Origin of the sequence: Gordonia sp. NPDC057258, assembly GCF_042668985.1 — a bacterium.
Lineage (GTDB): Bacteria > Actinomycetota > Actinomycetes > Mycobacteriales > Mycobacteriaceae > Gordonia > Gordonia hongkongensis.
In genome coordinates, this window is sequence record NZ_JBHUXZ010000004.1 from 145,251 (window position 1) to 171,393 (window position 26,143).

Here is a 26,143-nt window from a genome sequence, read left to right on the forward strand (position 1 = left end):
ATGACCGTCGGAAGTATGTCCATCGGACGCAAGGTGCTCTTCGGGGTACTCGCCGTGATTCTCGCGGTCGCCCTGGTCCTCGTGGGCTGGAAGGTGTTCACCAAGTCGACGACGAATACGTTCACCGCCTACTTCGCCGGGGTCGCCAGTCTGTACAAGGGGGACCCGGTCCGGGTGCTCGGTGTGAACGTGGGTAGCGTCTCCGCGATCACCCCGCGCGAGAACGACGTGAAAGTCGAACTGCGCGTGGACAAGAGCGTCGACATCCCGCAGGACGCGAAGGCCGTCATCGTCGCGCAGAGCCTGGTCTCCGGTCGGTTCGTACAGCTGACGCCGGTCTACTCCGGTGGGCCGGAGATGTCCGACGGCGCCGACATCCCGATGGACCGCACCGCGGCGCCGATGGAGTGGGACGACATCAAGGCCCAGCTCACCCGACTCACCGAGGCCATCGGTCCGCAAGGGGCCGATCCGGGCTCGGCGGCCAAGGCGGTGAACGTCTTCGACGAGAATCTCGAGGGCAACGGCGAGGCGATCAACGCGTCGATCCGGGAGGTGTCCGACGTGATCGGCACCCTCGCAGCCGGCAGCGGCGACCTGTTCGCCACCATCCAGAGTCTTCAGAAACTCACCGATGCATTGTCGGGAAGCCACGAGCAACTCGTGCAGTTCAACGGCCGGATCGCCTCGGTCAGTTCCGTGCTCGCGGACAACACGACCGAGCTCGATGAGGCGCTCAAAGGTCTCGACGCGGCGATGACCGATGTGCAGACCTTCATCGACACCAATCAGACGGCGCTGTCGTCATCGGTGGAGCGTCTGGCCGCGAGTACGAAGATCGTGGCGGACAAGGACGAACAGGTGCGTGGCGTGTTGCATTCGGCGCCCAACCAGCTCGCGAACTTCTACAACATCTACAACCCGCTTTCGGGATCCCTGTCGGGTGTCTTCGGTTTGGGGATGGGAACAAATCTCATCACTCTGTTGTGCGGAACCATGGAATCCACCAAGCGGCCGGGATCGACGATGGCGGATGTCGACAAGTGTGTGGAGATCCTGGCTCCGGTCCTGTCGTCGATCTCGATGAACTACCCACCGTTCCTGACCAATCCGGTGCAGGGTCGCAACGCCACGCCGAGCCAGCTCGAGTACCAGAACGCGAGCGTCCGGGCTCGTGCGAATGCCGGGGTCACCCGGCTCGACAACGAGACCCGTCGTGACAACCGGGGCAGCCCGCTCGAGGATCTGCTGGTGCCGTTCGGGGGTGAGCGATGAGGTCGGTACGACCCCGTGGTTCGCTCATCGTGGGCGCGGCGAGCCTCGCGCTCGTCCTCGCCGGATGTTCCTTCGACGGCCCCAACTCGCTCCCGGTCCCTGGAGCCGAAGGTACCGGCGGTGAATCCTACGAGATCACCGCGGTCATCCCGTCGGCGGCCGGACTGGTCAACAACGCGCCGGTGCTCATCGACGACGCGACGGTCGGCAGCATCGGCGACATCGAGGTCCAGGACTGGAACGCGCTCGTCACGATGCGGCTCAACGACGGGGTGATCGTCCCGCGCGGTTCGCATGTCATGGTCGGGCTGACCAGTGTGCTGGGTTCGACGCACCTCGAGATCGTGCAACCGGCCGAGCCCGAGGGCGGCCGGCTCGAACCCGGCGACCAGATCCCCCTGACCAAGTGTCCCGAGCAGTCCAACATCGTGACCGACCCGTCGGTGCCCGCGGTGCCCGACATTAATGCGGCACAACAGGTGTCGGCGTGTACCTACCCCAGTACCGAGCAGGTGCTGAGTTCGCTGTCGGTGGTCCTCAACGGCGGTGGGTTGTCGCAGATCGGCGACATCGTGCACGAGATGAGCGACGTCTTCGGCGGACGCGAGGAGCAGATCAAGGAGCTCATCCCGCGGTTGAACACCCTCGTCGCCGATCTGGATGCGCAGAAGGGCAACATCATCCGCGCGACCGAGGGACTCGACCGGTTGTCGCGCACCATGAACGAGCAGAAGGGCACCATCGAGCGGGCGCTCGCCGACGCCCCGCAGATCCTGCAGTTGCTCGTCGACCAGCGTCAGCAGTTCCTCGACACTCTCGGTTCGGTCGCGACGCTGTCGAAGACCGCCAACGACATCCTCGACGCCAACTCCGAGGACATCGTGACGATCGTGGAGGGGATCGAACCGGCCCTCGATCAGCTCCAGGCCGCGGGTCCCGCGATGACTCAATCGCTGAACATCCTGCTGACCTTCCCGTTCTACGAGCCGACGATCCGACAGATCGTCAAGGGTGACTACGTGAACTCCGATCTGGTGCTCGACCTCACCGTCGAACGACTGAGCAAGAGCATGTTCGCCAGCCTCGGCGTCACCGGCCCCGAGGGCGTCTTCGGACGGCCCGCAGGCGCCGCCGCGCGCGGACTGAACCCGTTCATCGCGCCCCTGCAACCGGGCGGCGAACGCGTGCCCGACTCGGCCGAACCGATTCCGGCGAACATGGTCCCGCGGGTCTCGCCGACCACGCCGGCGGCAGTCCCGGCCGCGGGAGGTGGCCGCTGATGAAGATCACGAGATTCGTCCGGATGCAGCTGATGATCTTCGCCATCGTGACCGTGGTCGCGATGGTGGTGATGGCGCTGTTCTACATCCGCATCCCGTCGATGTTCGGGGTCGGCAGTTACCAGGTGCAGCTGCTGCTGCCCACCAGCGGTGGGCTGTACCAGAACGCGAACGTCAGCTACCGCGGCGTGTACGTCGGCAAGGTCGACTCCGTGCAGCTGACCGACACCGGCGTCGAAGCGGTGCTGACGATCGAGAACAGCGCGGAGATCCCGGCTTCGTCGACCGCGTCGGTGCGCAGCGTCTCCGCGATCGGTGAGCAGTTCGTCGAGTTCACGCCGGATCCCGAGGCGGGCGAGTCCGGCGAATACCTGCAGGACGGCGCGACGGTGTCGACCGACGAGGTCCCGGTGGAGATCTCGGCGATGCTCGACCAGGCCGACCGCCTGCTGGCCGAGATCGGTGACACCCGTTTGCGGTCGCTGATGGACGAGGCGTTCATCGCGTTCAACGGCACCGGGGAGGCGTTGCAGCGCCTGCTGGACTCGATGGTGCTGTTCGTCGACGAGGCGAACAAGAACACCGACACGACAATCCAACTCGTCGAACAGGGCGCACCACTGCTGGCAACCCAGTCACGTACGGCCGACGACATCCGTTCCTGGACAAGAAACGTCACCGCGTTCACCGATCAGTTGCGGGCGAACCGGCCCGAGATCGGCGACATCCTGCGCAAGGGGCCGTCGACCGCGTCGAAGAGTCAGGAACTCTTCGAATCCCTCGGTGCGTCGTACCCGTTGCTCGTGTCGAACCTCGGTACGATCGCCAAGACCCAGGTGGTGTACCTGCCGAACTGGAAGCAGGTGCTCGTTCTCTATCCGCGACTGGTCAGTTCGTTGATCACGGCCGTGAACACCGGCACCAACCGGTTCGGTCCGAACGTGAACTTCTCGCTCGGTTTCCAGGACCGGCCGCCGTGCAACATCGGTTTCCTCCCCAAGGAGGACTGGCGTTGGCCGTCGGTGCAGACCGCCCGGGAGCTCCCGCCGGGAATGCTGTGCCGGGTGCCGCAGAACTCCAACATCGCCGTCCGCGGTGCGCGTAACTATCCGTGCGCGGAGTTTCCGGGCCGTCGCGCACCCACCCCCGCAGAGTGTGCCACAGGCTACGTACCGAAACCGGGCTCGGTCGACCCGTTCCAGAGTGGGCTGCCGTTCGGCCTGAAATGGCAGCCGGCGTCCTCCGGTACCGTGACACCCGGCACACCGAAGGACTTCGACGCGGAGCCCGCGGTGTATGCGACGACCTACGACCCGGACTCGGGTGACTTCATCGGGCCCGACGGGAAGACCTACAACGCCGGGGCCGGCAGTGATGAGCAGGAACAGAGCAGTACATGGCAGACGATGATCAGCGGGACGGTCACCCCGTGACGCCGGACGGTCCCGGCACGACGTCCCCGAGTCGGAGCGGCGCGGATCGTGCGGGTTCGGTCGATCGCCGGAATGCGAAGCGGCCCGTGCGGTCGGCGCCGATCCGGCGTGGACGTCCGGCGGGCAAGAAGCCGTCGAAGCCGGCCGCACCGGTGCCGCCGGTCGACGAGCCCGGCACCGCGGCGGAAGACGTCGACAGCGCCTCACCGACATCCGCGGAACCGACGCAGGACGCGACGTCGACGGCCTCCCCGGCGGCTGACACCGCGCCGGAGCCCGAGTCCGTCGCCGCGGAGATCGCGCCCGACCCGTCCGAGGTCGAGAAGACCGTCGGTTACCGGGAGCGTCGACGCGCCCGGACGGCCGCGGCGTCGTCGGCGGCGGTGACGCGGAAAGGCAAGCGTCGCGTCCGTTATCGCGGGTCCGATCGTCGTCGGTCGGCGAAGGCGATCGTGGGCGTCGTGGTGGCGCTCGTGGTCATCGTCGTGTGCGCCATCGCATCGGTGGTGTTCGCGCTCGGGATCGCGCGCCAGGACCGGACCGACGACCTGCGCGCCGAGTATTCGGCATTCGCCTCACAGGTTCTCGTGAATCTCACCAGCATGAATCCCGACACCGTCGACCAGACGCTGACCTCGGTGCAAGAGGACACGAGCGGCAAGGTCAAGCAGGAGGTCGAGAACAACATCCAGCAGGTGGCGGCCCTTGTCCGGGACGGCAAGCTCGAGACCCGCTCGCTCATCCTCTCGTCCGCGGTGACCAAGGCCGAACCCGACGAAGGCTCGGTCATCATGGTGTTCGGCTGGCATCAGCGATCGCTCGACGGCGAGGTGCCGTCACAGGAGAAGGTGTTCCGCTGGCGGGTGGACATGACGCGGATCAACGGCGACCTCAAGATGACCGACTTCGAGTGGGTGGCGTGATGTCGGCCCGTTCCGAGTCCGCGCCCCGATCCGAGTCCGCACGGAAGTCGACCGGATCTCGATTCGCCCTGCGCAAGGGGCGCCTGGGTCTGATCGCACTCGGCGTGGTGCTGGTCGCCGCGATCGCCGTGACCGCATTTCTCGGTTTTCGCTTCACCCAGGGCCGCGCGGTCGAGGACGCTCGCGCATCGTCGCTGGCGGCGGCCCGGGACTATGCGACGACGATGTTCGGGTACAACGCCGAGAACGTCACCGAGCACATCGATCAGTCGATGAGTGTGCTCACCGGGCCGGCGAAGCCGGAGTACACGAAGCTGATCACCGACAACAATCTCGCCGCCGAGGTGCGCAAGCAGTCGGTGGTGTCCGAGGTGACGATCCAGGACGCGGGTGTGGTGACCAACACCGCGGACACCTCGCAGGTCCTGATCTTCATGAATCAGTCGGTGACCCGCGGCAACAAGGAACTCGTGAGCATCAACCCGTCGCGGCTGACGTTCGACATGAAACGTGAGGGCGACCGCTGGATGATCAACTCGATCGAGGTGATCACCGACGACACGTTCCGATCGAAGATCGAGGTCGTCGAGTCATTGCCGCCCGATGCGAAGCCGCTGCCCGGCCCGAGTTCGGCACCCTCCGGTGCGCCGTCCCCGGCTCCCGGTCCGTCCGTGGCGCCGGTGCCGACTCCCTGACCGCCTTAATCCGTTGCGGCCCGCCCGAATCGGGCGTACGTTCGCGGGTACACAAGGAAGGAGGTGGTCTGATAGTGATTTTTCATCGGACATGTGAGGTGACCATCCGTTAGCAGTTGACCGTGTGGCATTCGTGTCGCACCGAGGCGGGATTCCCGCCGGTCGGCGCAAGCGAATACCAGGTGGTCACCCGGCCCCCGCATCCCGACCCGGTCCGGTCGGCGCAGGCCCTTCGAGGGCGGTGCGGGGGCCGTTCCATGTCTACAGACGGCCCGGCAATACCACTACCGGGTAGACGTACCACTGGCGTGGATACCCTAGGGGGGTATATCCTCGACCTCATGGACACGCACCACGACCATCCACCGACAACGCCGGCACCGGCCGACCACGCGCACCGCCCCCAGGTCGATCCCGGGCACGACGGCCACGAGGGGCGCGCCGATCACACCGGCCACGGCGGACATGCCAGCCATGCGGGCCACGGCGACCACGTCGCGCAGTTCCGGCGACTGTTCTGGATCATGCTCGTGCTGGCGGTCCCGACCGTGGCCTTCAACGACATGTTCGCCGACATACTCGGCTACGGTCTGCCCGACGCGGAGTGGGTCCGGTGGGTGTCACCGCTGCTCGGCACAGTTCTCTACCTGTGGGGCGGGCGCCCGTTCCTCGTCGGCGCGGCCGCCGAGCTCCGAGCTCGTCGCCCGGGGATGATGCTTCTGATCTCCCTCGCGCTCACCGTCGCCTTCGTTGCGTCCTGGGGTTCGACGCTGCACCTGTTCGACCACCACCTGAACTTCTGGTGGGAGCTGGCACTGCTCGTCGTGATCATGCTGCTCGGCCACTGGATCGAGATGCGCTCGCTGGCCCGGACGACATCGGCTCTCGACTCACTCGCCGCGCTCCTTCCGGACGAGGCCGAGAAGGTCGTGGGCAGCGACATCATCTCGGTATCTCCCGAGGAACTGGTCGTCGGCGACGTGGTCGTCGTCCGGCCCGGCGGGTCCGTGCCCGCCGACGGCGCCATCGTCGACGGTTCGGCGAGCATGGACGAGTCGATGGTCACCGGGGAGTCGGCACCCGTTCGGCGGGAGGTCGGTGACGTCGTGGTCGCGGGCACCGTCGCGACCGATTCCGGACTGCGGGTCCGCGTGACCGCGACCGGCGACGACACCGCGCTGGCCGGGATCGGACGCCTCGTCGCCGATGCGCAGGCATCGTCGTCACGGGCCCAACGACTCGCCGATACCGCGGCCGGGTGGCTGTTCTGGTTCGCACTCGGCGCCGCGGTGCTCACCGCGATCGCCTGGACCGCGGTCGGATCGCCCGACGAGGCCGTCGTTCGCGTGATCACGGTGCTGGTCATCGCATGCCCCCACGCGTTGGGGCTCGCGATCCCGCTCGTCGTCTCCATCGCGACAGAGCGGGCCGCGCGTGCCGGGGTCCTGATCAAGGACAGGCTCGCCCTCGAGTCGATGCGCAACGTCGACGCCGTGCTCTTCGACAAGACCGGCACCCTGACGAAGGGAGAACCGACCGTCCTCGAGCTCGAACCGGCTCCCGGGCAGGACCGGCGTCGAGTGCTGACCCTCGCGGCCGCCGCGGAGACGGGCAGTGAGCATCCGCTGGCCTCGGCGATCGTGCGGGCCGCTCGAGATGAGGGAATCGATCTGCCCGTCGCACAGGACTTCTCATCGTCGCCCGCGGTGGGGGTGTCCGCGTCCGTCGACGGCCACGGGGTCCGGGTGGGTGGACCCAACCTGCTCGCCGAGCACGGCTTCGACGAACTGCCCGTCGCGTCGTCGTGGCGGGAGCAGGGGGCGATCATCCTGCACGTGCTCGTCGACGATCGTGTCGTGGGGGCGTTCCGGCTCGCCGACGAGGTCCGTCCGGAGTCGCGTGTGGCCGTGGACGAACTCCACGCTCTCGACGTGCAGGTCGTGATGATCACCGGCGACGCGCAGGCGGTGGCCGACGATGTCGCCGGCCGGTTGGGCATCGACCGGGTGTACGCCGGGGTCCGGCCCGAGGACAAGGCCGCCATCGTCGCGGACCTGCAGCACGAAGGTCGTCGCGTCGCGATGGTCGGCGACGGCGTCAACGACGCCCCCGCACTCGCGCAGGCCGACGTCGGGATCGCGATCGGTGCCGGCACCGACGTGGCCATCGGCTCGGCCGGCGTCATCCTCGCCTCCTCTGATCCGCGATCGGTCCTGTCGGTCATCGAGCTGTCGCGTGCCGGCTACCGGAAGATGGCGCAGAACCTCTGGTGGGCAGCGGGTTACAACCTCATCTCGGTGCCGTTGGCGGCCGGGATCCTGGCGCCGATCGGGTTCGTCCTGCCCATGAGTGTCGGCGCGATCCTGATGTCCGCCTCGACGGTGGTCGTGGCGCTGAACGCACAGCTGCTGCGTCGACTCGATCTGCGTCCCGGTTCCATCCGAAACCGATCCGGGCGCAGGTAGGGCAGCGCTACGAGATTCGCGTAGCGCAGTACTCGCGAAACCGCGGCGCGAAACCGCTGGACTGGGAGCAGAGTCCACGGCGCCCGCCGGGGCGTCGAGAGGGAGAAGAAGAGATGGTGACCATGCATGTCGCCGCGGCGGTCGGGACGCAGGATCGCGATCGCATCGAACCCGTGGTGGGCGAGAACTACTGGACCCCGGGCGACCCGGACTTCGGGGCGGCGTCGGCACCCCGATTCGCGTTCGCCGACCCGCACGCCGCCGGCTTGTTCCACGCCGAGGACCTGTCGCGGGAGGCCGGTGACCGCATCGCCGTCCACAACCGCGGTGTGCACGACGTGGCTGCCGTGGTCCTGCTCGCGGATGGCCGGTCGTATGTCGAACTCTTGACTCCCGGTTCGGAAATCGCTCTGCCGGAGATGGATTCGCTCACCTACCTTCAGGCCCCCCGCACCGCGGACGGCCGGCCGGTTCTGTACGGCGCGGTGTGGGTGCGCGACGGGCGGGTGATGCCGGTGACGGTTCCGATCCCCACCCGCCGCGAGTTCCTCGACCAGCGATATCTCACCCCGTGGAGCGCGGAGTGGAACGGCGGTGTCTCCGGTCGGCACATACGCGATGCCGCGGCGGCCGGTGTCTCGTACCAGTACCGGACGGGCGGTTCGACGTTCGTCGTACGCAACTCGGGCAGCGACTGGATCGGGGTGGTCCACCGGTCCGGCACGGAGTTCACCTTCGTCGAATGCCCACCGGGTGGGCGTGCCGTCTTCGAATTCTCCCCGCAGTCCGCCCGCGCCGAGGTGTTCTCGGTCGTCGGTCGCCGGGGTGGCGGCACGGCCGGGCACGCCCCGTACATGTCGAGGTCGGGAACCGTGCATCCCGGTTGGGCGGGACGGCCGGGGGAGGTCACCGCCTACGGTTCGGTCGTCATCATGCTCGGCGCGCTGGTGTACAGCGCGCTACCGAAACGCAATCTGTACCTTGCGTTCTCGGATCGGCGGCCGAGCCGCCGGGAGCGAAGCGAGCGGGGCGAATGTGCGAGCCGCCGGGAGCGAAGCGAGCGGGGCGAATGTGGGAGCCGCCGGGAGCGAAGCGAGCGGGGCGAATGTGCGAGCCGTCGGGAGCGAAGCGAGCGGGGCGAATGTGGGAGCCGCCGGGAGCGAAGCGAGCGGGGCGAATGTGCGAGCCGTCGGGAGCAGGGCGCGCGTCCCTGCCGCGGGTTCCGTCGATGAGGTGGATCAGCCGACGTGGCGGCGCAGCTTGGCGGAGAGCCGTGGGGTGAGGTCCCCGTCGGCGTCGACGCGCTCCTCGACGTAGGCGAGGTCGCCGTCGGCGACGAGTCCGTACAGGCGTTTGGCGCCGCCGGTGCGTTGACCTGATTCGGCCTTGATGACGACGTCGGTGGCGAGTTCCCAGGTGGTCTGGTTCAGGGGAGTGCCGTAGAATAGTTCGATCGAGCCCTCGGCGTGGGCGAGGAGCAATTCGATGGTGTCGTCCTCACCGATCCGCCAGAACCCGGACTCGCGGAGGTCGGGCCGCTGGTAGGCAGCATCGTCGTCGATCACCCATGAGCGGGACTCCCAGGTGAGGAAGTTCTGGCCATCGTGGGACACGACGATCTGCTGAGCGAAGTGATAGTCGGTGTCCGTCTGGGGATCGTGCCCTTCGCCCTCGCCGCGCCATACGCCGACGAGCGGGAGGAGTGCGAGGAGGCCCGGATGGAGGTCGGCGCCGAGGCGGAGGTTGGCGGTGTCGGCCGGGAGCGGCAGGTCGTCCCATGTGGGGACGTTGCGTTCACGGCTGCCGGACTCCACCGCCCGGGCCTCGGCCTGACTGATCGCCTCGTCGCCCGACCGGCGGGCTTCGGCGGCGAACCCGTCACCGGATGACTCCGCGCCGGCGGGGCCGTCCGCGGCCGGATCTCCGGGTGAGGACGTCACGACTCGTCGGTCACCAGACGGTACAGGGTGTAGACACCGAACCAGGTGATCAGCACGGCGGCCAGGATCAGCAGGATTTCGAAGAAGAGGACCACGAGGGAAATTCTAACCCCGGCGTGGTCAGGGCGCCGTCGAGGGGTGGGCCCTTCGTGACGGTCGCAGGCTCCCTCCTCAGGGGGCGGCGGTGGCGGTCGCAGGCTCCCTCCTCAGGGGGCGGCGGTGGCGGTCGCAGGCTCCCTCCGCAGGGGCGGTGAGAACGAGACAGCCCGGTCACCGCGGGTGCGGTGACCGGGCTGCCGGGTCGAGCGTGGCGTCACTTCGAGACGGTGATGTCCTTCTCGTGGATGCCGGGGCCCTCGGGGCTGATCGTCACGTCGCCGTTGCCCACCGCGGACAGGGCGCGCAGCGTCCAGGTGCCGGGGGCGGCGAAGAAACGGAAGTCGCCGGTGGGCGATGCCACGACCTCGGCGGTGAACTCACCGGTCGAGTCGAGCAGACGCACGAAGGCGCCGGCGACGGGCGAACCCGAGCCGTCGGTGACCTGTCCGGTCAGGACGGTCTCCTTCTCCACGTCGACGCCAGCGGGCAGCTTCTGTCCCTGCTTGGGTGCAGCACACATATCTCTTACTTTCCTTCTCCGAGTTCGATCGGGACGCCGATCAGCGAGCCGTACTCGGTCCAGCTGCCGTCGTAGTTCTTGACGTTCTGCTGGCCGAGCAGTTCCTTCAGCACGAACCAGGTGTGGCTCGACCGCTCGCCGATGCGGCAGTACGCGATGGTGTCCTTCGAGCCGTCGAGTCCCGCCTCGCCGTAGAGCTCCTTGAGCTCCTCGTCGGACTTGAAGGTGCCGTCCTCGTTGGCGGCCTTGCTCCACGGCACGTTGATCGCGCTCGGGATGTGACCGGGACGCTGGCTCTGCTCCTGCGGGAGGTGGGCCGGCGCGAGGATCTTGCCGGAGAACTCGTCCGGGCTGCGCACGTCGACGAGGTTCTTGGTGCCGATGGCGTCGACGACCTCATCGCGGAACGCGCGGATGCTGACATCCGGCTCGCCGGCCTTGTAGGTCGTGGCGGGACGGCTGACGGCGTCGCTGGACAGCGGGCGACCGTCGAGCTCCCACTTCTTGCGGCCGCCGTCGAGGAGCTTGACGTCGTTGTGGCCGTACAGCTTGAAGTACCAGTAGGCGTATGCAGCGAACCAGTTGTTGTTGCCGCCGTAGAGGATCACGGTGTCGTCGTTCGCGATCCCGCGCTCAGAGAGCAGCTTGCCGAACTGTTCGGCATCGACGAAGTCGCGGCGGACCGGATCCTGCAGGTCGGTCTTCCAGTCGAGCTTGACGGCGCCGGCGATGTGCCCGCCGTCGTAGGCCGAGGTGTCCTCGTCGACCTCGACGAAGACGGTCTTGTCGGCATTGAGGTTCTGCTCAGCCCATTCGGTGCTGACCAGGACGTCGGAACGTGCCATGGCGGTGTCCTTTCGGAGTGGATCGGTGATGGTCGTCGAACAGATGGAGATGGTGGAGACGGTGAGGCGCGAGAAGGATGCCCGCGTCTCGGGGAGATGAGCACGGGTGACGGCGCATGGGAACGAGGTCGCAGACCTCGGTGGAGACGCCCCCGTTCTCATCGACGGTGTGGGCGGACCGGCTGCTCACGCAGCACGGGTTGGTCACACCGTCAACGGCGAGTGCGACAACAGCAGTCGGCGACACGACAGAAGTCGATCGCCCGGCGTCGTGTGAGCAAGTACTCACGGCGCTGCTGCATGCCCACGAGGGTACAACAGAGCCGATCGAGCCCCCAACGGCCGGGGTGCTTTGCCGCCGAGGCCGGGAGAACACGGTCTGAACTGCTCAGAAGCGGTCGAGGCGCACCGATGCCGGACCGGAGTCGCCGACCAGTTGGACGTCCCCGCCGAAACTCTCCGCGCGATCGGGTTCGACATCCCAGGCCATCGGCAGGCGCGGGAGCGTCAGGCTGAACCGATCGAGCACGGCGGCGCGGACTTCCGCCGGGACCTCGGCGTCGACGTGGCGTTCGGGGCCGGTGTAGAAGCCGGTCGCCCGGATGTCCAGTGCGCCGTCGACGACGGAGAGGTCGACGGAGACACTCACGCGCACCTTGGGGCCGTCGTAGGACGACGCCGACGGCGGGTCGGCGGGATCGAGCCCGTCGCCCGGCGGCAGTGCGACCGTGCCGGTGAGCACGACGCCGGTCTCGCGACTGACGATGCCGTCCTGGGGCCCGCCTGCGCCCGCCGTGTCGTCCGGTCCCGGGGTGCTGACGGTCAGGTCGACGATGCGCAGATATCGGGCCAGGGTGACGGCATCGAGGCGGGTGTACGCCGAGATCGAGGAGGTGTGGAGAACATCACTCGCCGAGAATCCGCTGCCGTCGGCCACGTCGAACGGGCCGAGAGAAGCACCCAGCTCACCGCGGCAGACGCCGCGGGCGGGCGGACATCCGGGTAGTTCGACGCCGCGGGCGGCGATCGTGGCCCCGTCGAAGTGACCGGCGGACGACTGCGAGGTGAACGGGAAACCCGCGATGGTGACCTCGGGATCGAATGTCACGCGGGGGGATTGGGCGAGGGCGCGGGAGAACTGATGCTCCCCGCGAACGGCGGCCCCGACGTCGACGCCGAGCGCGACCCCGGCGGCGGCCAGGGCGGCGACCACACCGATGACGAGCACTTTCCGGATGCGCGGCATGCTCGGCCGATCACCCTCCCCGTCGTGGTCATCCGGCGGTCGTGGTCGCCTTGTTAACAGGTGAGCGCGCCGGTGGCGCTATTCTGTCACCTATCTCGCACACGTTGGTAAGGCGGCGTAAACAATCGCCGAGCCACGCGCGGGTGGCGTTCACGTCGTGGTGAGCGATCTGGATGGTCCGGGACGGGGACGAACGAGATCGGAGTGCTGGGTGGATCTCTTGTTGTTGACGGCCGACCCGAATCCGGAGTCGGTCTTGCCGTCGTTGTCGCTGCTCGCGCACACGGTGCGGACCGCTCCGACCGAGGTGTCGTCACTCATGGAGGCGGGGAACGCCGATGTGGCGCTGGTCGATGCCCGCGCCGATCTGGCGGCGGCCCGCGGGCTGTGCCGCCTGTTGGGCAGCACCGGCTCCTCGGTGCCGGTCGCGGCGGTGCTGACCGAGGGCGGGCTGGTCGCGGTCAACGCGGACTGGGGCATCGACGAATTCCTGCTGCCGGGTACCGGTCCGGCCGAGCTCGACGCCCGGTTGCGCCTGCTCGTGGTCCGTACCCGCGGGGTTGCCGCGGAGGAGTCCTCGGGCAAGGTCACGCTGGGTGAACTCGTCATCGACGAGGGGACCTACACCGCACGCCTGCGCGGACGTCCGCTCGACCTGACCTACAAGGAGTTCGAGCTCCTGAAGTACTTGGCGCAGAATGCGGGTCGCGTGTTCACGCGCGCCCAGCTGCTCCAGGAGGTGTGGGGGTACGACTTCTTCGGCGGCACCCGCACCGTCGACGTCCACGTCCGTCGACTCCGCGCCAAACTCGGCAGCGAGCACGAGTCGCTGATCGGGACCGTCCGCAACGTCGGATACAAGGCAGTCCGTCCGACGCGCGGCCGGGCGCCCGCGGCCGACGCCGACCTGTCCGAGGACGCCTCCGGTCCCGATGCGGTCGACACCGATGACTTCGACGACGCGCTCGACGGTCCCGATCCGTTCGACGAGGAGTTCAGTGCCAGTGCCGGGAACTGAGGACCCGCAGGTGCGTCGAGGCGCACTGCCCGACGACGTCGCTGATTTCGCTCACCGGCTGGTGCGCGAGGCGAACGACTCCGATGGTGTCGCCCCGCTCTCGGAGGGGGCGGTCGCCGCGATCGACGCCCCCGAGGGTTCGCCGATCGTGCACGTCTGGTCGAAGGCCGGGTACGCCGTCATCGTCCCCGGTCGCGACGGCGAGCCGGCGATGATCGAGGCGGTCGTCGACCCGGCGCACCGCCGGGAGGGACACGGCCGGGCGCTGCTCGACGCGTCGTTCGCGGCGGCGTCCGCGCCCGAAACGGGGTCCGGGGTCCGGGTGTGGGCACACGGTGACCTGCCTGGCGCGGTGGCGCTCGCTGCGGCGATGGGCCTGACGAAACGTCGCGAACTACTGCAACTGCGCCGGCCGGTCGGGCCCGGCCACGAACTCCCCGAACTCGTCGTCGACCCGACGGTCGACCTGCGGACCTATGCCGGACCGGCCGATGACGCCGAGATCCTGCGGGTGAACAACGCGGCCTTCGACTGGCATCCCGAGCAGGGTGGCTGGTCGCCGGAGCAGATCCGTGAACGGGTTGCCGCCGACTGGTTCGATCCGGCGGGTTTGTTCCTCGCCTTCGACCGTGCCGGCGACGGATCGGGCGGGGGAGATGGCAAGCTCCTCGGGTTCCACTGGACGAAGCGGCACGACGCGGACCTCGGCGAGGTGTACATCGTCGGCGTCGATCCTGCGGCGCAGGGTCGCGGACTGGGTCGGTTGTTGACGCTCGCCGGCCTGCATCATCTTGCGCGCGAGGGCGTCTCGGAGATCAACCTCTACGTGGAGGGTGACAACGTCGCCGCGCTGCACACCTACGAGCGCCTCGGGTTCACCCGATACGCCGTCGACGTCGCCTACGGCTGAGGCTGCCCGAGTGCGGCGCCGATGGCGTCGACGACGTCGCCGATGTGGGGCTCGCGGACCACGGACAGGTGATTGCACTCGAGACGGAGGACGTCGACGTCCCCGGTCACGATGTGCCGCCGCCACACCGACGGGTCGTCACGATTCTCGCTGCCCTGCACCACGAGCGCGCGACCGGTGTACGGGCGGGGGCGGTGCAGCCGCGCCACCCGGACACCGAGTTCCTCGAGCGCCTGCGCGTCGGCGGTCGGCGAGGTTCTCACCACACCGGCGAGCGGAACCCGAATTCGTCGGCGCCACGATTCTTTCCGGGGGAGCGGTTCATATGTGGTGGCCGTCGTGAGGGACGGGTCGGCGCGCTTGGCGCGATGCAGCACCCGCGGTGGGACGAACGTGTCCACCACGATGACCAGATCGACATGGTGCCCGTCGGCCTCGAGGCGTCGCGCGGCCGCCGGTCGTCGGGCAGGCCACCGGGCGGTCTCGCCGGTGGGGCGAGGGCAGGAGCCCGCCCCGGGTGTGCGGGCCGATTCGCGCGAGCCCGACGATCCGTCCTGTAGCCAGGTGCCCAAGTCTCGAATGTCGGGTTACGCAGATCACGTACGATCACGCCTGGGCAGGTCGCACCCCGTCTGCCTTGGCCAGTTCACCTGTCGTTCATCTTTTGGAGGGGATCAGTCCACCACGCCCCCATAGCTTTCCACTCGGACACTCCGGAGCCGACGCCAGTCGGTGCGGGGAACGCGAACGGAAAGGCAACACCAGCGGTGAAAATCAATCGGAACGGCGCCCTGGCGTCGGTGTCGGCGATCGCGGCACTGACACTCGTCACGGCGTGCGGCGGTGGGGGAAGCGAACAGACTGTCAGCGGCGAGGGCTCGACCGCGCAGCAGAAGGCCATGGAGCACTTCAGCCAGGTCCTCACCGACAACAGCGACATCGTGCTCGACTACACCGGCAGCGGCTCGGGCGACGGCATCAAGAAGTTCATCGCGGGCGACGTCGACTTCGCCGGCTCGGACTCGGCCCTCAAGGACGACGAGGTCACCGACGCCACCGCACGTTGCAACGGCAACGCCCCCTGGCACCTCCCGCTGGTCGTCGGGCCCGTCGCGGTCGCCTACAACCTCGACGGTGTCGAGGACCTCAAGCTCAACCCCAGCGTCATCGCGCAGATCTTCAACGGCAAGATCACCACCTGGAACGATCCCAAGATCGCCGCGCTCAACCCCGGTGTGTCGCTGCCCACCACCGACATCGTCCCGGTGTACCGCTCGGACAGCTCGGGCACCACCGACAACTTCCAGCGCTTCCTGGAGAACTCGGCCCCCGCTGACTGGCCGTACGAGCACAGCAAGGAATTCGCACCCAAGGGTGTCGGTTCCGGTGCCTCGAAGTCGACCGGCGTCGGCGACACCGTCAAGAAGACCCCGGGTTCGATCACCTACGTCGAGTGGGGCTTCGCCACCGAGAACGACCTCGGTGTCGCTCAGATCGACTTCGGCGCCGGCCCGGTCACGCTGAACGCGGAGAGCGCGGGCAACGCCCTCGAGTCGCTGGCCTTCGCCGATCCGGCCAGCAAGGACCTCGTCGTCGACACCGACGCCCTGTTCGCTTCGAAGGCTCCGGGCGCCTACCCGCTGCTGCTCACCCCGTACTCGATCGTCTGCTCGGCGGGCTACGAGGACGAGGCCACCAGCCAGACGCTGAAGGACGCGTTCACCGCGGTCCTGAACGACGGCCAGGCCGGCCTCGAGGAGATCGGCTACGTGCCGGTACCCGACGCCTTCAAGACCAAGCTGCAGGGGACCATCGACTCGCTGTCCGGTGGGTCCGGAAACGCCTGATCAATCCCCTCTGATCACGTGCGCGGGGCCGCCTCGGTTGCGGCCCCGCGCGTGTGGTTGACACACTGACACGACATTTCGCGTGTCCACGAGACGGCGGGAAGTGGCCCCAATGACCAGAGCCGAATCACAAGAAGGACGCATGACCTCGCTGAGCAAAGAGGGTGGCGCGATCCCGCCGGACACCGGCGAATTCCAGGCCCCCGGGTCATCGCCCGACCAACCCGGATCCTCGCTCCACGCGGCCGCGCATCACCGCGTCGCCGACCGGGTGTTCCGCACCCTGGCCGTCGGCTCGGGATTCGTGGTCTCGATCGTCATCGCGCTGATCGCACTCTTCCTTCTCGCACAGGCGATTCCGTCGCTGGCGCAGAACGAGGAGAACTTCTTCACCTACACCGGGCAGTGGATCACCAGCGGAGATCAGCTCGCCTTCGGTATCCCCCAGCTGTTCTATGCAACGGTCGTGGTGTCGGTCATCGCGTTGCTGATCGCCATGCCGGTGGCGCTGGGTATCTCGATCTTCCTCACCGAGTACGCGCCGAAGCGCTTCGTCGGCCCGATCACCTACACCGTCGACCTCCTCGCCGCGGTGCCGTCCATCGTCTACGGCCTCTGGGGCATTCTCGTGCTCGGCCCGGCGCTGGTGCCGGTGAACGAGTGGCTGGTCGGCAATCTCGGCTTCCTGCCGTTCTTCCAGGAGCCCACCCAGATCGCGAACATGAGCACCGGCGGCACGCTGCTGACCGCAGGCATCGTGCTGGCGGTCATGATCCTGCCGATCATCACCGCGGTCACGCGCGAGGTCTTCATGCAGACCCCCAAGGGGCATCGTGAAGCCGCGCTCGCCCTGGGCGCCACCAAGTTCGAGGTCGTCAAGGTCGCCGTGCTGCCCTTCGGGTTCTCCGGCTACATCTCCGGTTCGATGCTCGGTCTGGGTCGCGCGCTCGGCGAGACGATGGCGCTGCTGCTCATCATCTCGACCGCCGGTCCCATGAACTTCAACCTCATGGAGAGCGGCGAGACCTTCGCGACCAAGATCGCCAACAACGCGGCCGAATTCGACTCGCCCGCCAAGACCGGTGCCTACATCTCGGCCGGCCTGACCCTGTTCGTCCTGACCTTCATCGTCAACGCCGCCGCCCGCGCGGTCGTCGCCGGAAAGAAGTGACCATGTCTGTGACCACGACTACTTCCGCGGCCGATCCGGTCAAGAAGCCCTCCGGCTTCACCCCGATGTCCGGGCGTCGACGTTTCACCGACGGGACCGTCCGTGTCGCCGTCATGGCCGCCCTGCTGCTGGCGCTGGTTCCCCTGCTCTGGTTGGTCTTCACGCTGGTGTCGCGGGGTATCGAGACGATCATCGACATCGACTGGTGGACCCAGGCCGAGCGACGCGGCGGCGCCGCCAACGCGATCGTCGGCACGCTGATGCAGACCGCCCTCGCGGCGGTCATCTCCATCCCGCTCGGCATCTTCGTCGCCATCTATCTGGTGGAGTACGCGACGAAGAAATCGCTGCTCGCGCGTGTCACCACGTTCATGGTCGACATCCTCTCGGGTGTGCCCTCGATCGTCGCAGCGCTGTTCGTCTACGCGGTGTGGCGCACCACCCTCGGATTGCCCCGCTCGGGATTCGTGGTCGCGATCGCGCTGGTGTTGCTGATGGTCCCGCTCGTGGTGCGCGCCACCGAAGAGATGTTGAAGATCGTCCCGCAGGACCTTCGCGAGGCGTCGTACGCCCTGGGTATCCCGAAGTGGAAGACGATCGTGAAGATCGTCCTGCCGACGGCCCTGTCGGGCATCGTCACCGGCGTGATGCTGGCCATCGCCCGGGTCATGGGCGAATCGGCGCCGGTCCTCATCCTCGTCGGTGCCACCCGCGCGATGAACTGGAATCCCTTCGACGGCAACCAGCAGTCGCTGCCGCTGATGATGGTGCAGCAGTACAACAACGGACCGGGCGCCTTCGATCAGGTATGGGGCGCGGCGCTGACATTGGTGATCCTCGTTGCCATCGTCTACTTCGGCGCCAAGGCGGTGTCGAAGATCTTCGCCCCCAAGACTTCCTGACCTCCCACCCTTCTCGGGTCATCTTTTCCAGAACGGACCAATGACATGGCAAAGCGCCTCGACATCAAAGACCTGAACATCTATTACGGCGACTTCCACGCGGTCAAGGACGTCACCCTCGAGGTGCCGCCGCGCTGCATCACCGCGTTCATCGGCCCGTCGGGCTGCGGTAAGTCGACCGTGCTCCGAACCCTCAACCGCATGCACGAGGTCACCCCGGGTGCCTACGCCAAGGGCAGCGTGCTGCTCGACGGCGAGGACATCTACGGCAAGACCGTGGACCCGGTGAGCGTGCGCGCGACCATCGGCATGGTGTTCCAGCGGCCGAACCCGTTCCCGACGATGTCGATCCGCGACAACGTCGTCGCCGGCCTGCGTCTGCAGGGTGTGCGGAACCGATCACAGCTCGACGACGTCGCCGAGAAGAGCCTGCGCGGCGCCAACCTCTGGGAAGAGGTCAAGGATCGCCTGGACAAGCCGGGCGGCGGACTGTCGGGTGGTCAGCAGCAGCGTCTGTGCATCGCCCGCGCCATCGCGGTCTCTCCCGACGTCCTGCTCATGGACGAGCCGTGTTCGGCGCTCGACCCGATCTCTACGCTGGCCATCGAGGACCTGATGGGTGAACTCAAGAAGGAGTACACCATCGTCATCGTGACCCACAACATGCAGCAGGCCGCCCGCGTCAGCGACCAGACCGCGTTCTTCAACCTCGAGGCGGTCGGCCAGCCGGGACAGCTCGTCGAGATCAACGACACCGAGACGATGTTCTCGAACCCGACGAAGAAGGAGACCGAGGACTACATCTCGGGCCGCTTCGGCTGAGCCTCCGCGCGCGAACAGGCCCGCTCACCCGTCCGGGGAGCGGGCCTCGTCGTTCCTGGGTCGTCGTGTCGGGGTGTCACATGTTGAGCAGCAGGATCACCAGCAGGGCGACCAGCGACGCGGTCACACCCAGGTACGCCAGGATCTTGCGGCGGTGGGCGGCAGCCTCTGCGTCCTCGTCGGTCACCGCATTGAAATCGGGCTCGGTCGGATAGTGCTGGGCCATGTCGCCACCCTAACGACGACCTCGGCGCGTGTGAAATCTCCTCGACGTCGCTGGGGCCAAAATATTCACGGACATGAAAAAAGGCCGAGATTCAGTGTCGGAAACTGAATTCTCGGCCTCTTTCGGTGTGGCCCTCGCTCGATGTTCAGCACCGAGCGAGAGAAATCACCCCACGCTCTGGAACTGCTCCGGGGTCTTGCCCGTCGCGGTGAACACCACGCGGCGCCCGATGAGTACGGCGTGGTCGGCGAACCGTTCGTAGTAGCGGCCGAGCAGGGTCACGTCCACCGCGGCGGCGACGCCGTGCTTCCATTCGCGGTCCATCAGGACGGTGAACAGGTGGCGGTGGAGGTCGTCCATGGCGTCGTCGTCTTCCTGGAGACGAAGGGCGGCCTGCGGGTCGCTGGTCACGAGGACCTCATGTGCGTTCTTGGCCAGGGTGACGGCCAGGCGGCCCATCTCGGCGAAGTAGCCGTTGACCTCCTCCGGCAGTGCCTTGGCGGGATGCCGGCGCCGGGCGACCTTGGCGACGTGCAGCGCCAGTGCACCCATCCGATCGGCGTCGGCGACGATCTGGAATCCACTCACGACTCCACGCAGGTCACCGGCGACCGGGGCCTGCAGGGCGAGGAGCGCGAAGGACTGTTCCTCCGCGCGAGCCGTCAGCCGGCTCATCCGGTCGGTGTCCCCGATGACCTCTTCGGCGATGGCGAGATCGGCCTGCAGCAGTGCCTGCGTGGCGCGCGCCATCGCGGTGCCGGCGAGCTCGCACATCTCACCCAATACCGAGGTAAGCGCCTCGAGTTGCTCTTGATAGGCGGTACGCATGGTTCAAGGATACGTGCGTGATCACTCCAGGCCGACTCCGATCGATGAACGTCCAGTGAACGTCGGGTGCAGATCCGTCCACCTGCGAGTGCACCGACACCTGAGATCACGTACAGGTGGTGTCGCCCGCGTTCGTGATGGCCAGGTCGTTGGGCAGATTGCCGGTGTTCTCCGCAGGTGCGAGCTGGTTCGCCGTCAGGGTCGCCCCGGAGGCCGGTACCGACTCCAGGGAGCCGGTGAAATCCGCACCGACGATGAGCTCGACACCCGACTTGACCGTGCGGTCGAGCTGGATGCTCGCGTTCGGGAACATCTCGGCCAGCGTCGCGGCGGCGTCGCGCTGTCCCGGCCCGTAGCGCACGACGGTGTCGTCGCGGTTCTCCGAGGCATCGGCGACACCCCGAACGTCGAAACCGTACGGCGTGAGCTGCTCGGACACCTCGGTGGCGAGGCCCGTCTGGCCCGTGCCGTTGAGAACCCGGACGCCGACATTGCCGGGGTTCTGGGCGGTCGCGGTCACGGGTCCGGGAGCACTGGCGTTCGAGTCGGTACTCGGTGCGCCGGGAGTCGTCGGCGCCTTCGACGACGACGGCGGCTTCTTACGCGCCTGCTCGCCGGGGAGTGGCAGGTCGTCGATGATGGCGTCGAAGATCGCGTCGATGTCGCTGGTGCGCGGGATCTCGTTGTTGGCGCCGTCGGTGGAGGTACCCGACGTCGGGATCGTCAGGAACGAGACGCGGCCGGCCTCGATGCCCTGCATCGACTCGGCCAGGTTGATGAGCGACTGGGTGTCGACGCCGTCGACGTAGCTGTATTCGATGAACGTGTTGACGATCCCGTTGAGTTTATTGGGGTTCGACAGCACATTGCCCGACAGGCTCGACCGCAACAGCGACGACATGAAGAGCTGCTGGCGTTTGATCCGGCCGTAGTCGCCGTTGCCCTCCGTGCTGATGTTGCGGGCGCGCACGTAATTCAGCGCACGGCGGCCGGTCAGCTTCTGCTTGCCCGGCTTGCGCAGGATCTGGCCGATCTCGTAGTCGTAGAGCGGCACCGTCGAGCAGACCTCGACGCCGCCGATCGCGCGGACCACCTTCTCGAAGCCGACGAAGTCCATCCCGATGAAGTGGTTGATGTTCAAACCGCTCATCGCGGTGATCACGCGCACGAGACACTGCGGGCCGCCCGCGGCGTAGACGCCATTGAGTTTCACGTCGTAAGCCGGTTGCATCTCGGCGCCGTAGGCGCCGGTCGTGTTGTCCCAGGCGCGGCAGGCCGGCTGGTCGACCTGCAGGTCTCGCGGGAACGACACCGCGACGACGCGACTGCGGTTGGCCGGGATGTTCACCAGGATGACGGTGTCCGAACGGGCGCCCTCGGCGTCGGCGGTGGTGCCGGCGCCGACCCTGGAGTTCTGGCCACCGCGGGTGTCGGTACCGACGATGAGGTACGTCTCGTCGCCGTACTGGGCGTCCTTGTTCCGGATGTTCTGGTCATCGGGGTCGACGGCGGTGACGTTCCGCCAGTTGCCGTTCCACGACTGCAGGTAACCCCAGACGAAGCCGGTGCCCACCAGTGCGAGCACGCACGCGATGGCGACCAGGATGCGTCCGGTCGCGGCGGTCTTGCGCAGCATCGCGCCCTGCCGGTCCTCGTCGCGTCCGGGATGGCGCCGAGGCGCCGAGCGCAGGGCGAGGGGTTCGGTGAGGTCGGGTGTGCGTTCCAGCGGGGGCTGGGCCGGCGGTCCGGCCGGGCCGCCGGCGACCGGCTCCTGGGCGCGGGATTCCTCGATCACCCGCTGCTCGGTGGCGCGATCGGACAGGTCGGGCGCGGCGTCGCCGACGGTGGGGATCTTCTGGGTGACCTCGTTGTCGAAACGATGGACGGCCGTCGGGCGGTCGTCGGGCGCCGGCTGCGGAGCTGCGGGGACCCGCCCGCCCGGGGCCGCCGGTGGCGTGGCACTTCCGCCGAACGGCGGTCCGGTGCGGCGGGACCGCCCGCGGGTCGACGACGGGGGCTCGGACGTCCGCGACTCCGGACGCGGCGGTGTCGCGCGGCGGGTGCCGGACCGGCCGGAGCCGGCGGGGGGCTCCGACGGCGACGACTCCTCCGCGTTCATCTGCTCCATGAGCTGGCGGACCGTCAGGCGAGTGCGTCCCCGGACGAAGCGATCTGCCGAGCGTGGCTCGCGGAGGCTGGGGTGCGCCGGGGGAGGGGAGCCCTGGTCGGTGGAACCGGGCGCGTCCGGACCGGGGACGGGCTCGAAGTCGTCGCGGGAGCGTCCGGCGCGTCGACCACGACGAGAGCGACCGGCGTCGCCCACCTCGGGGTCGTCCGGGCCCGGTGTCCTACGACTCAATGCACGTTCCTCATGCCCCGTGGTCGTGTCGCGGAGTCACCGCGGATCGGGGCTCGACCAGCGCGGTGCGCACAGAATGGAGGCCCCGGCGGCCGGGACCTCCGCGCAATAGTACTGATCCCACCTGAGAAAGCGTCTCAGCCGGGCACCGGTTGTGACGGTTTTCGCAATCCGGTTCAACCGCCGGAGTGCATGATCTCGGCGCCTGCGGGGATCACGTCCTCGTCGGGGTCGTCGAGCCAGCCGTCCGGCAGCGCGACCTTCGCCGGCGAACCCTGCCGGCCGCGCGGGCCGTGACCGTCGGAGGGGAACGGCGCGTCGGCCGGCAGCTCGGCGAGCAGTTCACGTAGTTCGTCGACACTGCCGACGAGCGCCATCCGCCGCCGGATCTCCGAGCCGGCCGGGAAACCGCGGAGGTACCAGGCGACGTGCTTGCGGATCTCGCGGCAACCCTTCATCTCGCCGTGGTGATCGACGAGGAGCTGGCAGTGCCGGACCATGATCTCGGCGACCTCGCCCAGGTTCGGCGGCGCCGGCGCGTCGAAACCGCCGAGTTCGGCGGCCAGTTCGGCGAACAGCCAGGGCCGGCCGAGGCAACCGCGGCCGACGACGACGCCGTCGCAGCCGGTCCGGCGCATCATCGCGACCGCATCGGCGGGTTCGAAGATGTCGCCGTTGCCGAGCACCGGAACGGTGGTGACGTGCTCCTTCAGGCGGGCGATCTCGTCCCAGTCGGCCTCACCGGAGTATCGCTGCGATGCGGTGCGCGCGTGGAGGGCGACGGCCGCGGCACCTTCTTCGGCGGCGATCCGGCCGGCGTCGAGATGGGTGCGGTGATCGTCGTCGATGCCGATCCGGAACTTGACCGTCACCGGGATGTCGGTGCCCTCGGTGGCCCGGACGGCCGCCGCGACGATCTTGCGGAACAGCGTGCGCTTGTAGGGGATCGCCGACCCCCCGCCCTTGCGGGTCACCTTGGGGACCGGGCAGCCGAAGTTCATGTCGATGTGGTCGGCGAGATTCTCGTCGACGATCATCTTTGCGGCTTGGTACGTGTACTCCGGGTCGACGGTGTAGAGCTGCATCGACCGCGGGTTCTCGTCGGGTCCGAAGGTCGTCATGTGCATCGTGACCGGGTGCCGCTCCACGAGCGCGCGGGCCGTGACCATCTCACAGACGTACAACCCGGAGACGGTTCCGGTACGGGCGAGCTCGAGTTCGCGGCACAGCGTCCGGAACGCGACGTTGGTGACACCCGCCATCGGGGCCAGTACGACCGGGCTGGCCAGTTCGATGGACCCGATACGCAGTCCCTTCGAGACGCTCGCAAGCTCGCTCCTCAGGGAGCTGGGAAGCGAGCCCTCGGTGGTCGAGGGCGCCGGGTGGCTGTCGACGAGGGTGCTCAGGATGCCTGCTGCTCCCGCTTCTTGGCCTCGCGGGCGAGCGAACGGTCGCGCATCTCCTCGAAGCGGATGGTGTCTTTCTCGAGCTGCTCGAGGAAGGCGGCGAGCTCCTCGCGGGTCTTCTCGCCCTCGCTGCTGAAGTCGTCGCGTTCGAAGACGTTCCACTTACGCAGGACCGGCATGACGACCTCTTCGAGGTGCTGACGCAGGTCGTAGATGCCGTGCTTGGCCATGAGCACGCCGTGGCGACGGAAGTTGGGCATACCGGCGCCGGGCATCTGGAAGTTGGTCACGATGTCGGTGACGGCGCGCAGCGTCTGGTCGGGGGAGATGTCGAAGCCCGCACCGCAGATGTTGCGGTAGAAGATCATGTGCAGGTTCTCATCGGCCGCGATGCGCTGCAGCATCTTGTCGGCGATCGGGTCGTTGCACGCCTTGCCGGTGTTGCGGTGGCTGACGCGGGTCGCGAGTTCCTGGAAGGTCACGTACGCCACGGAATGCAGCAGACCGAGCTCGTCGGCGTGCTCCTCGAGCTCGTCCACGCGTCCGGCGGCGGCCAGCATCGGGTCGTAACCATTGGTCATGTGGATCATCCGCGCCTCTTCGAGGGCGACGGGATCGACGCCGCGGGTGACCACGAGGTAGTCGCGCATGACGATGCCGTGGCGGTTCTCCTCGGCGGTCCAGCGACCGACCCAGTGGCCCCAGGCGGAGTCCATCGAGAAGTTGTCGGCGATGACACGGTGGTACGACGGCAGGTTGTCCTCGGTGAGGAGGTTCGTGATCATCGCGGCCTTGGCGACCTCGTCGAGCTGCGACTGCTCGGGGTCGTAGTCGACGCCACCCAGGGCGGCGAAGTTACGGCCCTCGTCCCACGGCACGTAGTCGTGCGGGTTCCAGTCCTTGGCGATCTTGAGGTGGCGGTTGACGTTGTCCTCGGCAACCGGGGCCAGCTCCTTGAGTAGCTCGAGTTGCGTCAGGTCGCGTGCCATATAGATGTCCTCCGAACGGTGTCCGCGTGTGTCGTCATTGCGTGTCGTCGTCGTGCGTCGTGTCGATCGATCCGCGTGCGTGGCCGGCGGCCACGACCGTGGTTCGCGACGTCGTCGTGGGGAGGTGCGCACCCCGCCCACCGAACCGTGGTGTGTCGGGCCGGGTCCCCCGCGCCGCACCGTCGCCACTGGTCAAAGTTCTAGCGTACGGCACGCACACCGGTGTCCCAAGTCCGTCGCCTGGGTGTCGTTCGCCCCCGCGCGCCGCGTTACGCAATCGGCCGGTGGTGTCGGTCACGTCGGTACGGGCGACGCCGGAACCGATGTTCGCGCAGGTCGGCGGGCCCTCAACCGGAACGTGGACGCGAGGCGAACATCGCGCCCGTCGTCTCCATCCACGCCGTGGCCGGTTCGTCGATGTTGCCCAGTTCGCGTGCCTTCTCACACCAGCGCATCGCCGCGCGCCCGAACTCCATCGGGTTGTAGACGTCCTCTTCACGACTCCACCGGCCGTCGCCGGCGTAGGTGAGGATGGTGATGTTGGTGGCGGTGATGTGCGTCGAGTCGCCCGGATCGCGCATCGGGTTGTCGACTTCGCAGATGACCCGGCCGGTCGGCGCGTCGACCACATGCCACAGCGAAGGGAACCCGGTCATGTGACTGCCGGGGAACGACGTCATCGTCCGCCAGATCCAGGTCCGGATCTCCTCGCGGCCGCGCATGGTGCCCAGGGCGTGCTCGATGTAGTCGGCGTCTTCGGTGAACAGTTCGGCATAGCGATCCCAGTCCCGGCTCACAGCGATCTCGGCGACCGTGCGCTGGAACTGTGCGAAGGCCTCGTCGAGCTCTGCCGGGGTGAATTCGGCGGTCGTCGGGGTCGGGTTCTCGGTGGTTTCCATCGCCGCCGATCGTAGAGTCCGCACCGGTGTGGTCCACCGCGTTTC

At 67.8% G+C, this 26,143-nt stretch carries 25 protein-coding genes; 13 read left to right on the forward strand and 12 right to left on the reverse strand.

The window, feature by feature from the left end; all coding sequences use genetic code 11:
- The 7 genes from ACFUEJ_RS05115 to ACFUEJ_RS05145 all read left to right on the forward strand — a co-directional run bounded on the left by ACFUEJ_RS05115 (position 1) and on the right by ACFUEJ_RS05145 (position 9,303).
- Positions 1 to 1,275, forward strand: a complete 1,275-nt coding sequence (locus ACFUEJ_RS05115; protein WP_078113626.1) for an MCE family protein — start codon at positions 1 to 3, stop codon at positions 1,273 to 1,275.
- Entirely contained in the window at positions 1,272 to 2,555 is a 1,284-nt protein-coding gene (locus ACFUEJ_RS05120) for an MCE family protein (protein ID WP_058253546.1), read from the forward strand. Before ACFUEJ_RS05115 ends, ACFUEJ_RS05120 begins: the two co-directional genes overlap by 4 nt.
- A complete protein-coding gene (locus ACFUEJ_RS05125; RefSeq protein ID WP_058253545.1) occupies positions 2,555 to 3,988 on the forward strand; it encodes an MCE family protein in 1,434 nt (477 codons plus the stop codon). Before ACFUEJ_RS05120 ends, ACFUEJ_RS05125 begins: the two co-directional genes overlap by 1 nt.
- Positions 3,952 to 4,911, forward strand: coding sequence for a hypothetical protein (locus ACFUEJ_RS05130; protein ID WP_388027911.1), 960 nt, complete (start codon positions 3,952 to 3,954; stop codon positions 4,909 to 4,911). Before ACFUEJ_RS05125 ends, ACFUEJ_RS05130 begins: the two co-directional genes overlap by 37 nt.
- Positions 4,911 to 5,606, forward strand: coding sequence for a hypothetical protein (locus ACFUEJ_RS05135; RefSeq protein ID WP_223259067.1), 696 nt, complete (start codon positions 4,911 to 4,913; stop codon positions 5,604 to 5,606). The genes ACFUEJ_RS05130 and ACFUEJ_RS05135 overlap by 1 nt, the downstream gene beginning before the upstream one ends.
- A 341-nt stretch (positions 5,607 to 5,947) precedes the next feature.
- On the forward strand, positions 5,948 to 8,071 hold the full coding sequence (locus tag ACFUEJ_RS05140) for a heavy metal translocating P-type ATPase (RefSeq protein ID WP_388027914.1): 2,124 nt from the start codon (positions 5,948 to 5,950) through the stop codon (positions 8,069 to 8,071).
- Positions 8,072 to 8,184: 113 nt separating this feature from the next.
- Positions 8,185 to 9,303 (forward strand): hypothetical protein, encoded by a 1,119-nt coding sequence (locus ACFUEJ_RS05145; protein ID WP_388027917.1) that lies wholly within the window; start codon positions 8,185 to 8,187, stop codon positions 9,301 to 9,303.
- Between the two features lie 6 nt (positions 9,304 to 9,309).
- On the opposite strand, the gene ACFUEJ_RS05150 is transcribed toward ACFUEJ_RS05145, so the two are convergent.
- The 4 genes from ACFUEJ_RS05150 to ACFUEJ_RS05165 all read right to left on the reverse strand — a co-directional run bounded on the left by ACFUEJ_RS05150 (position 9,310) and on the right by ACFUEJ_RS05165 (position 12,721).
- Entirely contained in the window at positions 9,310 to 10,011 is a 702-nt protein-coding gene (locus tag ACFUEJ_RS05150; RefSeq protein WP_058253542.1) for an FABP family protein, read from the reverse strand.
- 313 nt (positions 10,012 to 10,324) lie between these two features.
- Positions 10,325 to 10,630 (reverse strand): DUF1416 domain-containing protein, encoded by a 306-nt coding sequence (locus tag ACFUEJ_RS05155; protein WP_010840619.1) that lies wholly within the window; start codon positions 10,628 to 10,630, stop codon positions 10,325 to 10,327.
- Positions 10,631 to 10,635: 5 nt separating this feature from the next.
- Positions 10,636 to 11,475: a sulfurtransferase gene (locus ACFUEJ_RS05160; protein WP_058253541.1), complete on the reverse strand. Its 840-nt coding sequence runs from the start codon at positions 11,473 to 11,475 to the stop codon at positions 10,636 to 10,638.
- A gap of 388 nt (positions 11,476 to 11,863) precedes the next feature.
- Positions 11,864 to 12,721 carry a DUF2993 domain-containing protein gene (locus ACFUEJ_RS05165; protein ID WP_226513956.1) on the reverse strand — a complete coding sequence of 286 codons (858 nt, stop codon included), beginning with the start codon at positions 12,719 to 12,721 and terminating at the stop codon, positions 11,864 to 11,866.
- 211 nt (positions 12,722 to 12,932) lie between these two features.
- On the opposite strand from ACFUEJ_RS05165, the gene ACFUEJ_RS05170 reads away from it, so the two are divergent.
- Together ACFUEJ_RS05170 and mshD are read left to right on the forward strand one after the other, a co-directional pair.
- Complete coding sequence (locus tag ACFUEJ_RS05170; RefSeq protein ID WP_065629742.1) at positions 12,933 to 13,739, forward strand: response regulator transcription factor; 807 nt, start codon at positions 12,933 to 12,935, stop codon at positions 13,737 to 13,739.
- Complete coding sequence (gene mshD, locus ACFUEJ_RS05175; RefSeq protein ID WP_242697049.1) at positions 13,720 to 14,649, forward strand: mycothiol synthase; 930 nt, start codon at positions 13,720 to 13,722, stop codon at positions 14,647 to 14,649. Before ACFUEJ_RS05170 ends, mshD begins: the two co-directional genes overlap by 20 nt.
- Here mshD and ACFUEJ_RS05180 read toward each other — a convergent pair.
- A complete protein-coding gene (locus ACFUEJ_RS05180; RefSeq protein ID WP_388027920.1) occupies positions 14,640 to 15,221 on the reverse strand; it encodes a hypothetical protein in 582 nt (193 codons plus the stop codon). The genes mshD and ACFUEJ_RS05180 overlap by 10 nt on opposite strands.
- Before the next feature lie 195 nt (positions 15,222 to 15,416).
- Here ACFUEJ_RS05180 and pstS point away from each other — a divergent pair, with 195 nt between their 5' ends.
- The 4 genes from pstS to pstB all read left to right on the forward strand — a co-directional run bounded on the left by pstS (position 15,417) and on the right by pstB (position 19,391).
- Entirely contained in the window at positions 15,417 to 16,496 is a 1,080-nt protein-coding gene (gene pstS / locus ACFUEJ_RS05185; protein ID WP_311277125.1) for a phosphate ABC transporter substrate-binding protein PstS, read from the forward strand.
- Positions 16,497 to 16,638: 142 nt separating this feature from the next.
- Positions 16,639 to 17,667 carry a phosphate ABC transporter permease subunit PstC gene (gene pstC / locus ACFUEJ_RS05190; RefSeq protein ID WP_137810317.1) on the forward strand — a complete coding sequence of 343 codons (1,029 nt, stop codon included), beginning with the start codon at positions 16,639 to 16,641 and terminating at the stop codon, positions 17,665 to 17,667.
- A gap of 2 nt (positions 17,668 to 17,669) precedes the next feature.
- Positions 17,670 to 18,569, forward strand: a complete 900-nt coding sequence (pstA, locus tag ACFUEJ_RS05195; RefSeq protein ID WP_058253533.1) for a phosphate ABC transporter permease PstA — start codon at positions 17,670 to 17,672, stop codon at positions 18,567 to 18,569.
- 45 nt (positions 18,570 to 18,614) lie between these two features.
- Entirely contained in the window at positions 18,615 to 19,391 is a 777-nt protein-coding gene (gene pstB, locus ACFUEJ_RS05200) for a phosphate ABC transporter ATP-binding protein PstB (RefSeq protein WP_004022008.1), read from the forward strand.
- A 76-nt stretch (positions 19,392 to 19,467) separates the two neighbouring features.
- On the opposite strand, the gene ACFUEJ_RS05205 is transcribed toward pstB, so the two are convergent.
- The 7 genes from ACFUEJ_RS05205 to ACFUEJ_RS05235 form a co-directional block, all read right to left on the reverse strand.
- A complete protein-coding gene (locus ACFUEJ_RS05205; protein ID WP_165629676.1) occupies positions 19,468 to 19,617 on the reverse strand; it encodes a hypothetical protein in 150 nt (49 codons plus the stop codon).
- Between the two features lie 165 nt (positions 19,618 to 19,782).
- The gene (phoU, locus tag ACFUEJ_RS05210; protein ID WP_058253532.1) at positions 19,783 to 20,445 is read right to left on the reverse strand and encodes a phosphate signaling complex protein PhoU; all 663 of its coding nucleotides are present in this window, start codon (positions 20,443 to 20,445) and stop codon (positions 19,783 to 19,785) included.
- Between the two features lie 106 nt (positions 20,446 to 20,551).
- Positions 20,552 to 22,804 carry an LCP family protein gene (locus tag ACFUEJ_RS05215; RefSeq protein ID WP_388027924.1) on the reverse strand — a complete coding sequence of 751 codons (2,253 nt, stop codon included), beginning with the start codon at positions 22,802 to 22,804 and terminating at the stop codon, positions 20,552 to 20,554.
- A 176-nt stretch (positions 22,805 to 22,980) separates the two neighbouring features.
- Positions 22,981 to 24,147: a tRNA dihydrouridine synthase DusB gene (gene dusB / locus ACFUEJ_RS05220; RefSeq protein ID WP_374100860.1), complete on the reverse strand. Its 1,167-nt coding sequence runs from the start codon at positions 24,145 to 24,147 to the stop codon at positions 22,981 to 22,983.
- A 59-nt stretch (positions 24,148 to 24,206) separates the two neighbouring features.
- Complete coding sequence (locus ACFUEJ_RS05225; protein WP_058253529.1) at positions 24,207 to 25,199, reverse strand: acyl-ACP desaturase; 993 nt, start codon at positions 25,197 to 25,199, stop codon at positions 24,207 to 24,209.
- Between the two features lie 34 nt (positions 25,200 to 25,233).
- A complete protein-coding gene (locus ACFUEJ_RS05230; protein WP_388027926.1) occupies positions 25,234 to 25,395 on the reverse strand; it encodes a hypothetical protein in 162 nt (53 codons plus the stop codon).
- Positions 25,396 to 25,546: 151 nt separating this feature from the next.
- Positions 25,547 to 26,098, reverse strand: coding sequence for a nuclear transport factor 2 family protein (locus ACFUEJ_RS05235; RefSeq protein WP_205334164.1), 552 nt, complete (start codon positions 26,096 to 26,098; stop codon positions 25,547 to 25,549).
- Between the last annotated feature and the right edge of the window lie 45 nt (positions 26,099 to 26,143).

Excerpts from the sequence above, each read along its gene's own strand:
- ACFUEJ_RS05125 (WP_058253545.1), top strand. The coding sequence starts at position 2,555 with ATGAAGATCACGAGATTCGTCCGGATGCAGCTGATGATCTTCGCCATC.
- phoU (WP_058253532.1), bottom strand. The coding sequence starts at position 20,445 with ATGCGTACCGCCTATCAAGAGCAACTCGAGGCGCTTACCTCGGTATTG.
- ACFUEJ_RS05225 (WP_058253529.1), bottom strand. The coding sequence starts at position 25,199 with ATGGCACGCGACCTGACGCAACTCGAGCTACTCAAGGAGCTGGCCCCG.
- ACFUEJ_RS05165 (WP_226513956.1), bottom strand. The coding sequence starts at position 12,721 with ATGCCGCGCATCCGGAAAGTGCTCGTCATCGGTGTGGTCGCCGCCCTG.
- pstC (WP_137810317.1), top strand. The coding sequence starts at position 16,639 with ATGACCTCGCTGAGCAAAGAGGGTGGCGCGATCCCGCCGGACACCGGC.
- ACFUEJ_RS05155 (WP_010840619.1), bottom strand. The coding sequence starts at position 10,630 with ATGTGTGCTGCACCCAAGCAGGGACAGAAGCTGCCCGCTGGCGTCGAC.
- ACFUEJ_RS05145 (WP_388027917.1), top strand. The coding sequence starts at position 8,185 with ATGGTGACCATGCATGTCGCCGCGGCGGTCGGGACGCAGGATCGCGAT.
- ACFUEJ_RS05130 (WP_388027911.1), top strand. The coding sequence starts at position 3,952 with ATGGCAGACGATGATCAGCGGGACGGTCACCCCGTGACGCCGGACGGT.
- ACFUEJ_RS05120 (WP_058253546.1), top strand. The coding sequence starts at position 1,272 with ATGAGGTCGGTACGACCCCGTGGTTCGCTCATCGTGGGCGCGGCGAGC.
- ACFUEJ_RS05140 (WP_388027914.1), top strand. The coding sequence starts at position 5,948 with ATGGACACGCACCACGACCATCCACCGACAACGCCGGCACCGGCCGAC.
- ACFUEJ_RS05235 (WP_205334164.1), bottom strand. The coding sequence starts at position 26,098 with ATGGAAACCACCGAGAACCCGACCCCGACGACCGCCGAATTCACCCCG.
- pstB (WP_004022008.1), top strand. The coding sequence starts at position 18,615 with ATGGCAAAGCGCCTCGACATCAAAGACCTGAACATCTATTACGGCGAC.
- pstA (WP_058253533.1), top strand. The coding sequence starts at position 17,670 with ATGTCTGTGACCACGACTACTTCCGCGGCCGATCCGGTCAAGAAGCCC.
- ACFUEJ_RS05135 (WP_223259067.1), top strand. The coding sequence starts at position 4,911 with ATGTCGGCCCGTTCCGAGTCCGCGCCCCGATCCGAGTCCGCACGGAAG.
- ACFUEJ_RS05115 (WP_078113626.1), top strand. The coding sequence starts at position 1 with ATGACCGTCGGAAGTATGTCCATCGGACGCAAGGTGCTCTTCGGGGTA.
- ACFUEJ_RS05160 (WP_058253541.1), bottom strand. The coding sequence starts at position 11,475 with ATGGCACGTTCCGACGTCCTGGTCAGCACCGAATGGGCTGAGCAGAAC.
- ACFUEJ_RS05205 (WP_165629676.1), bottom strand. The coding sequence starts at position 19,617 with ATGGCCCAGCACTATCCGACCGAGCCCGATTTCAATGCGGTGACCGAC.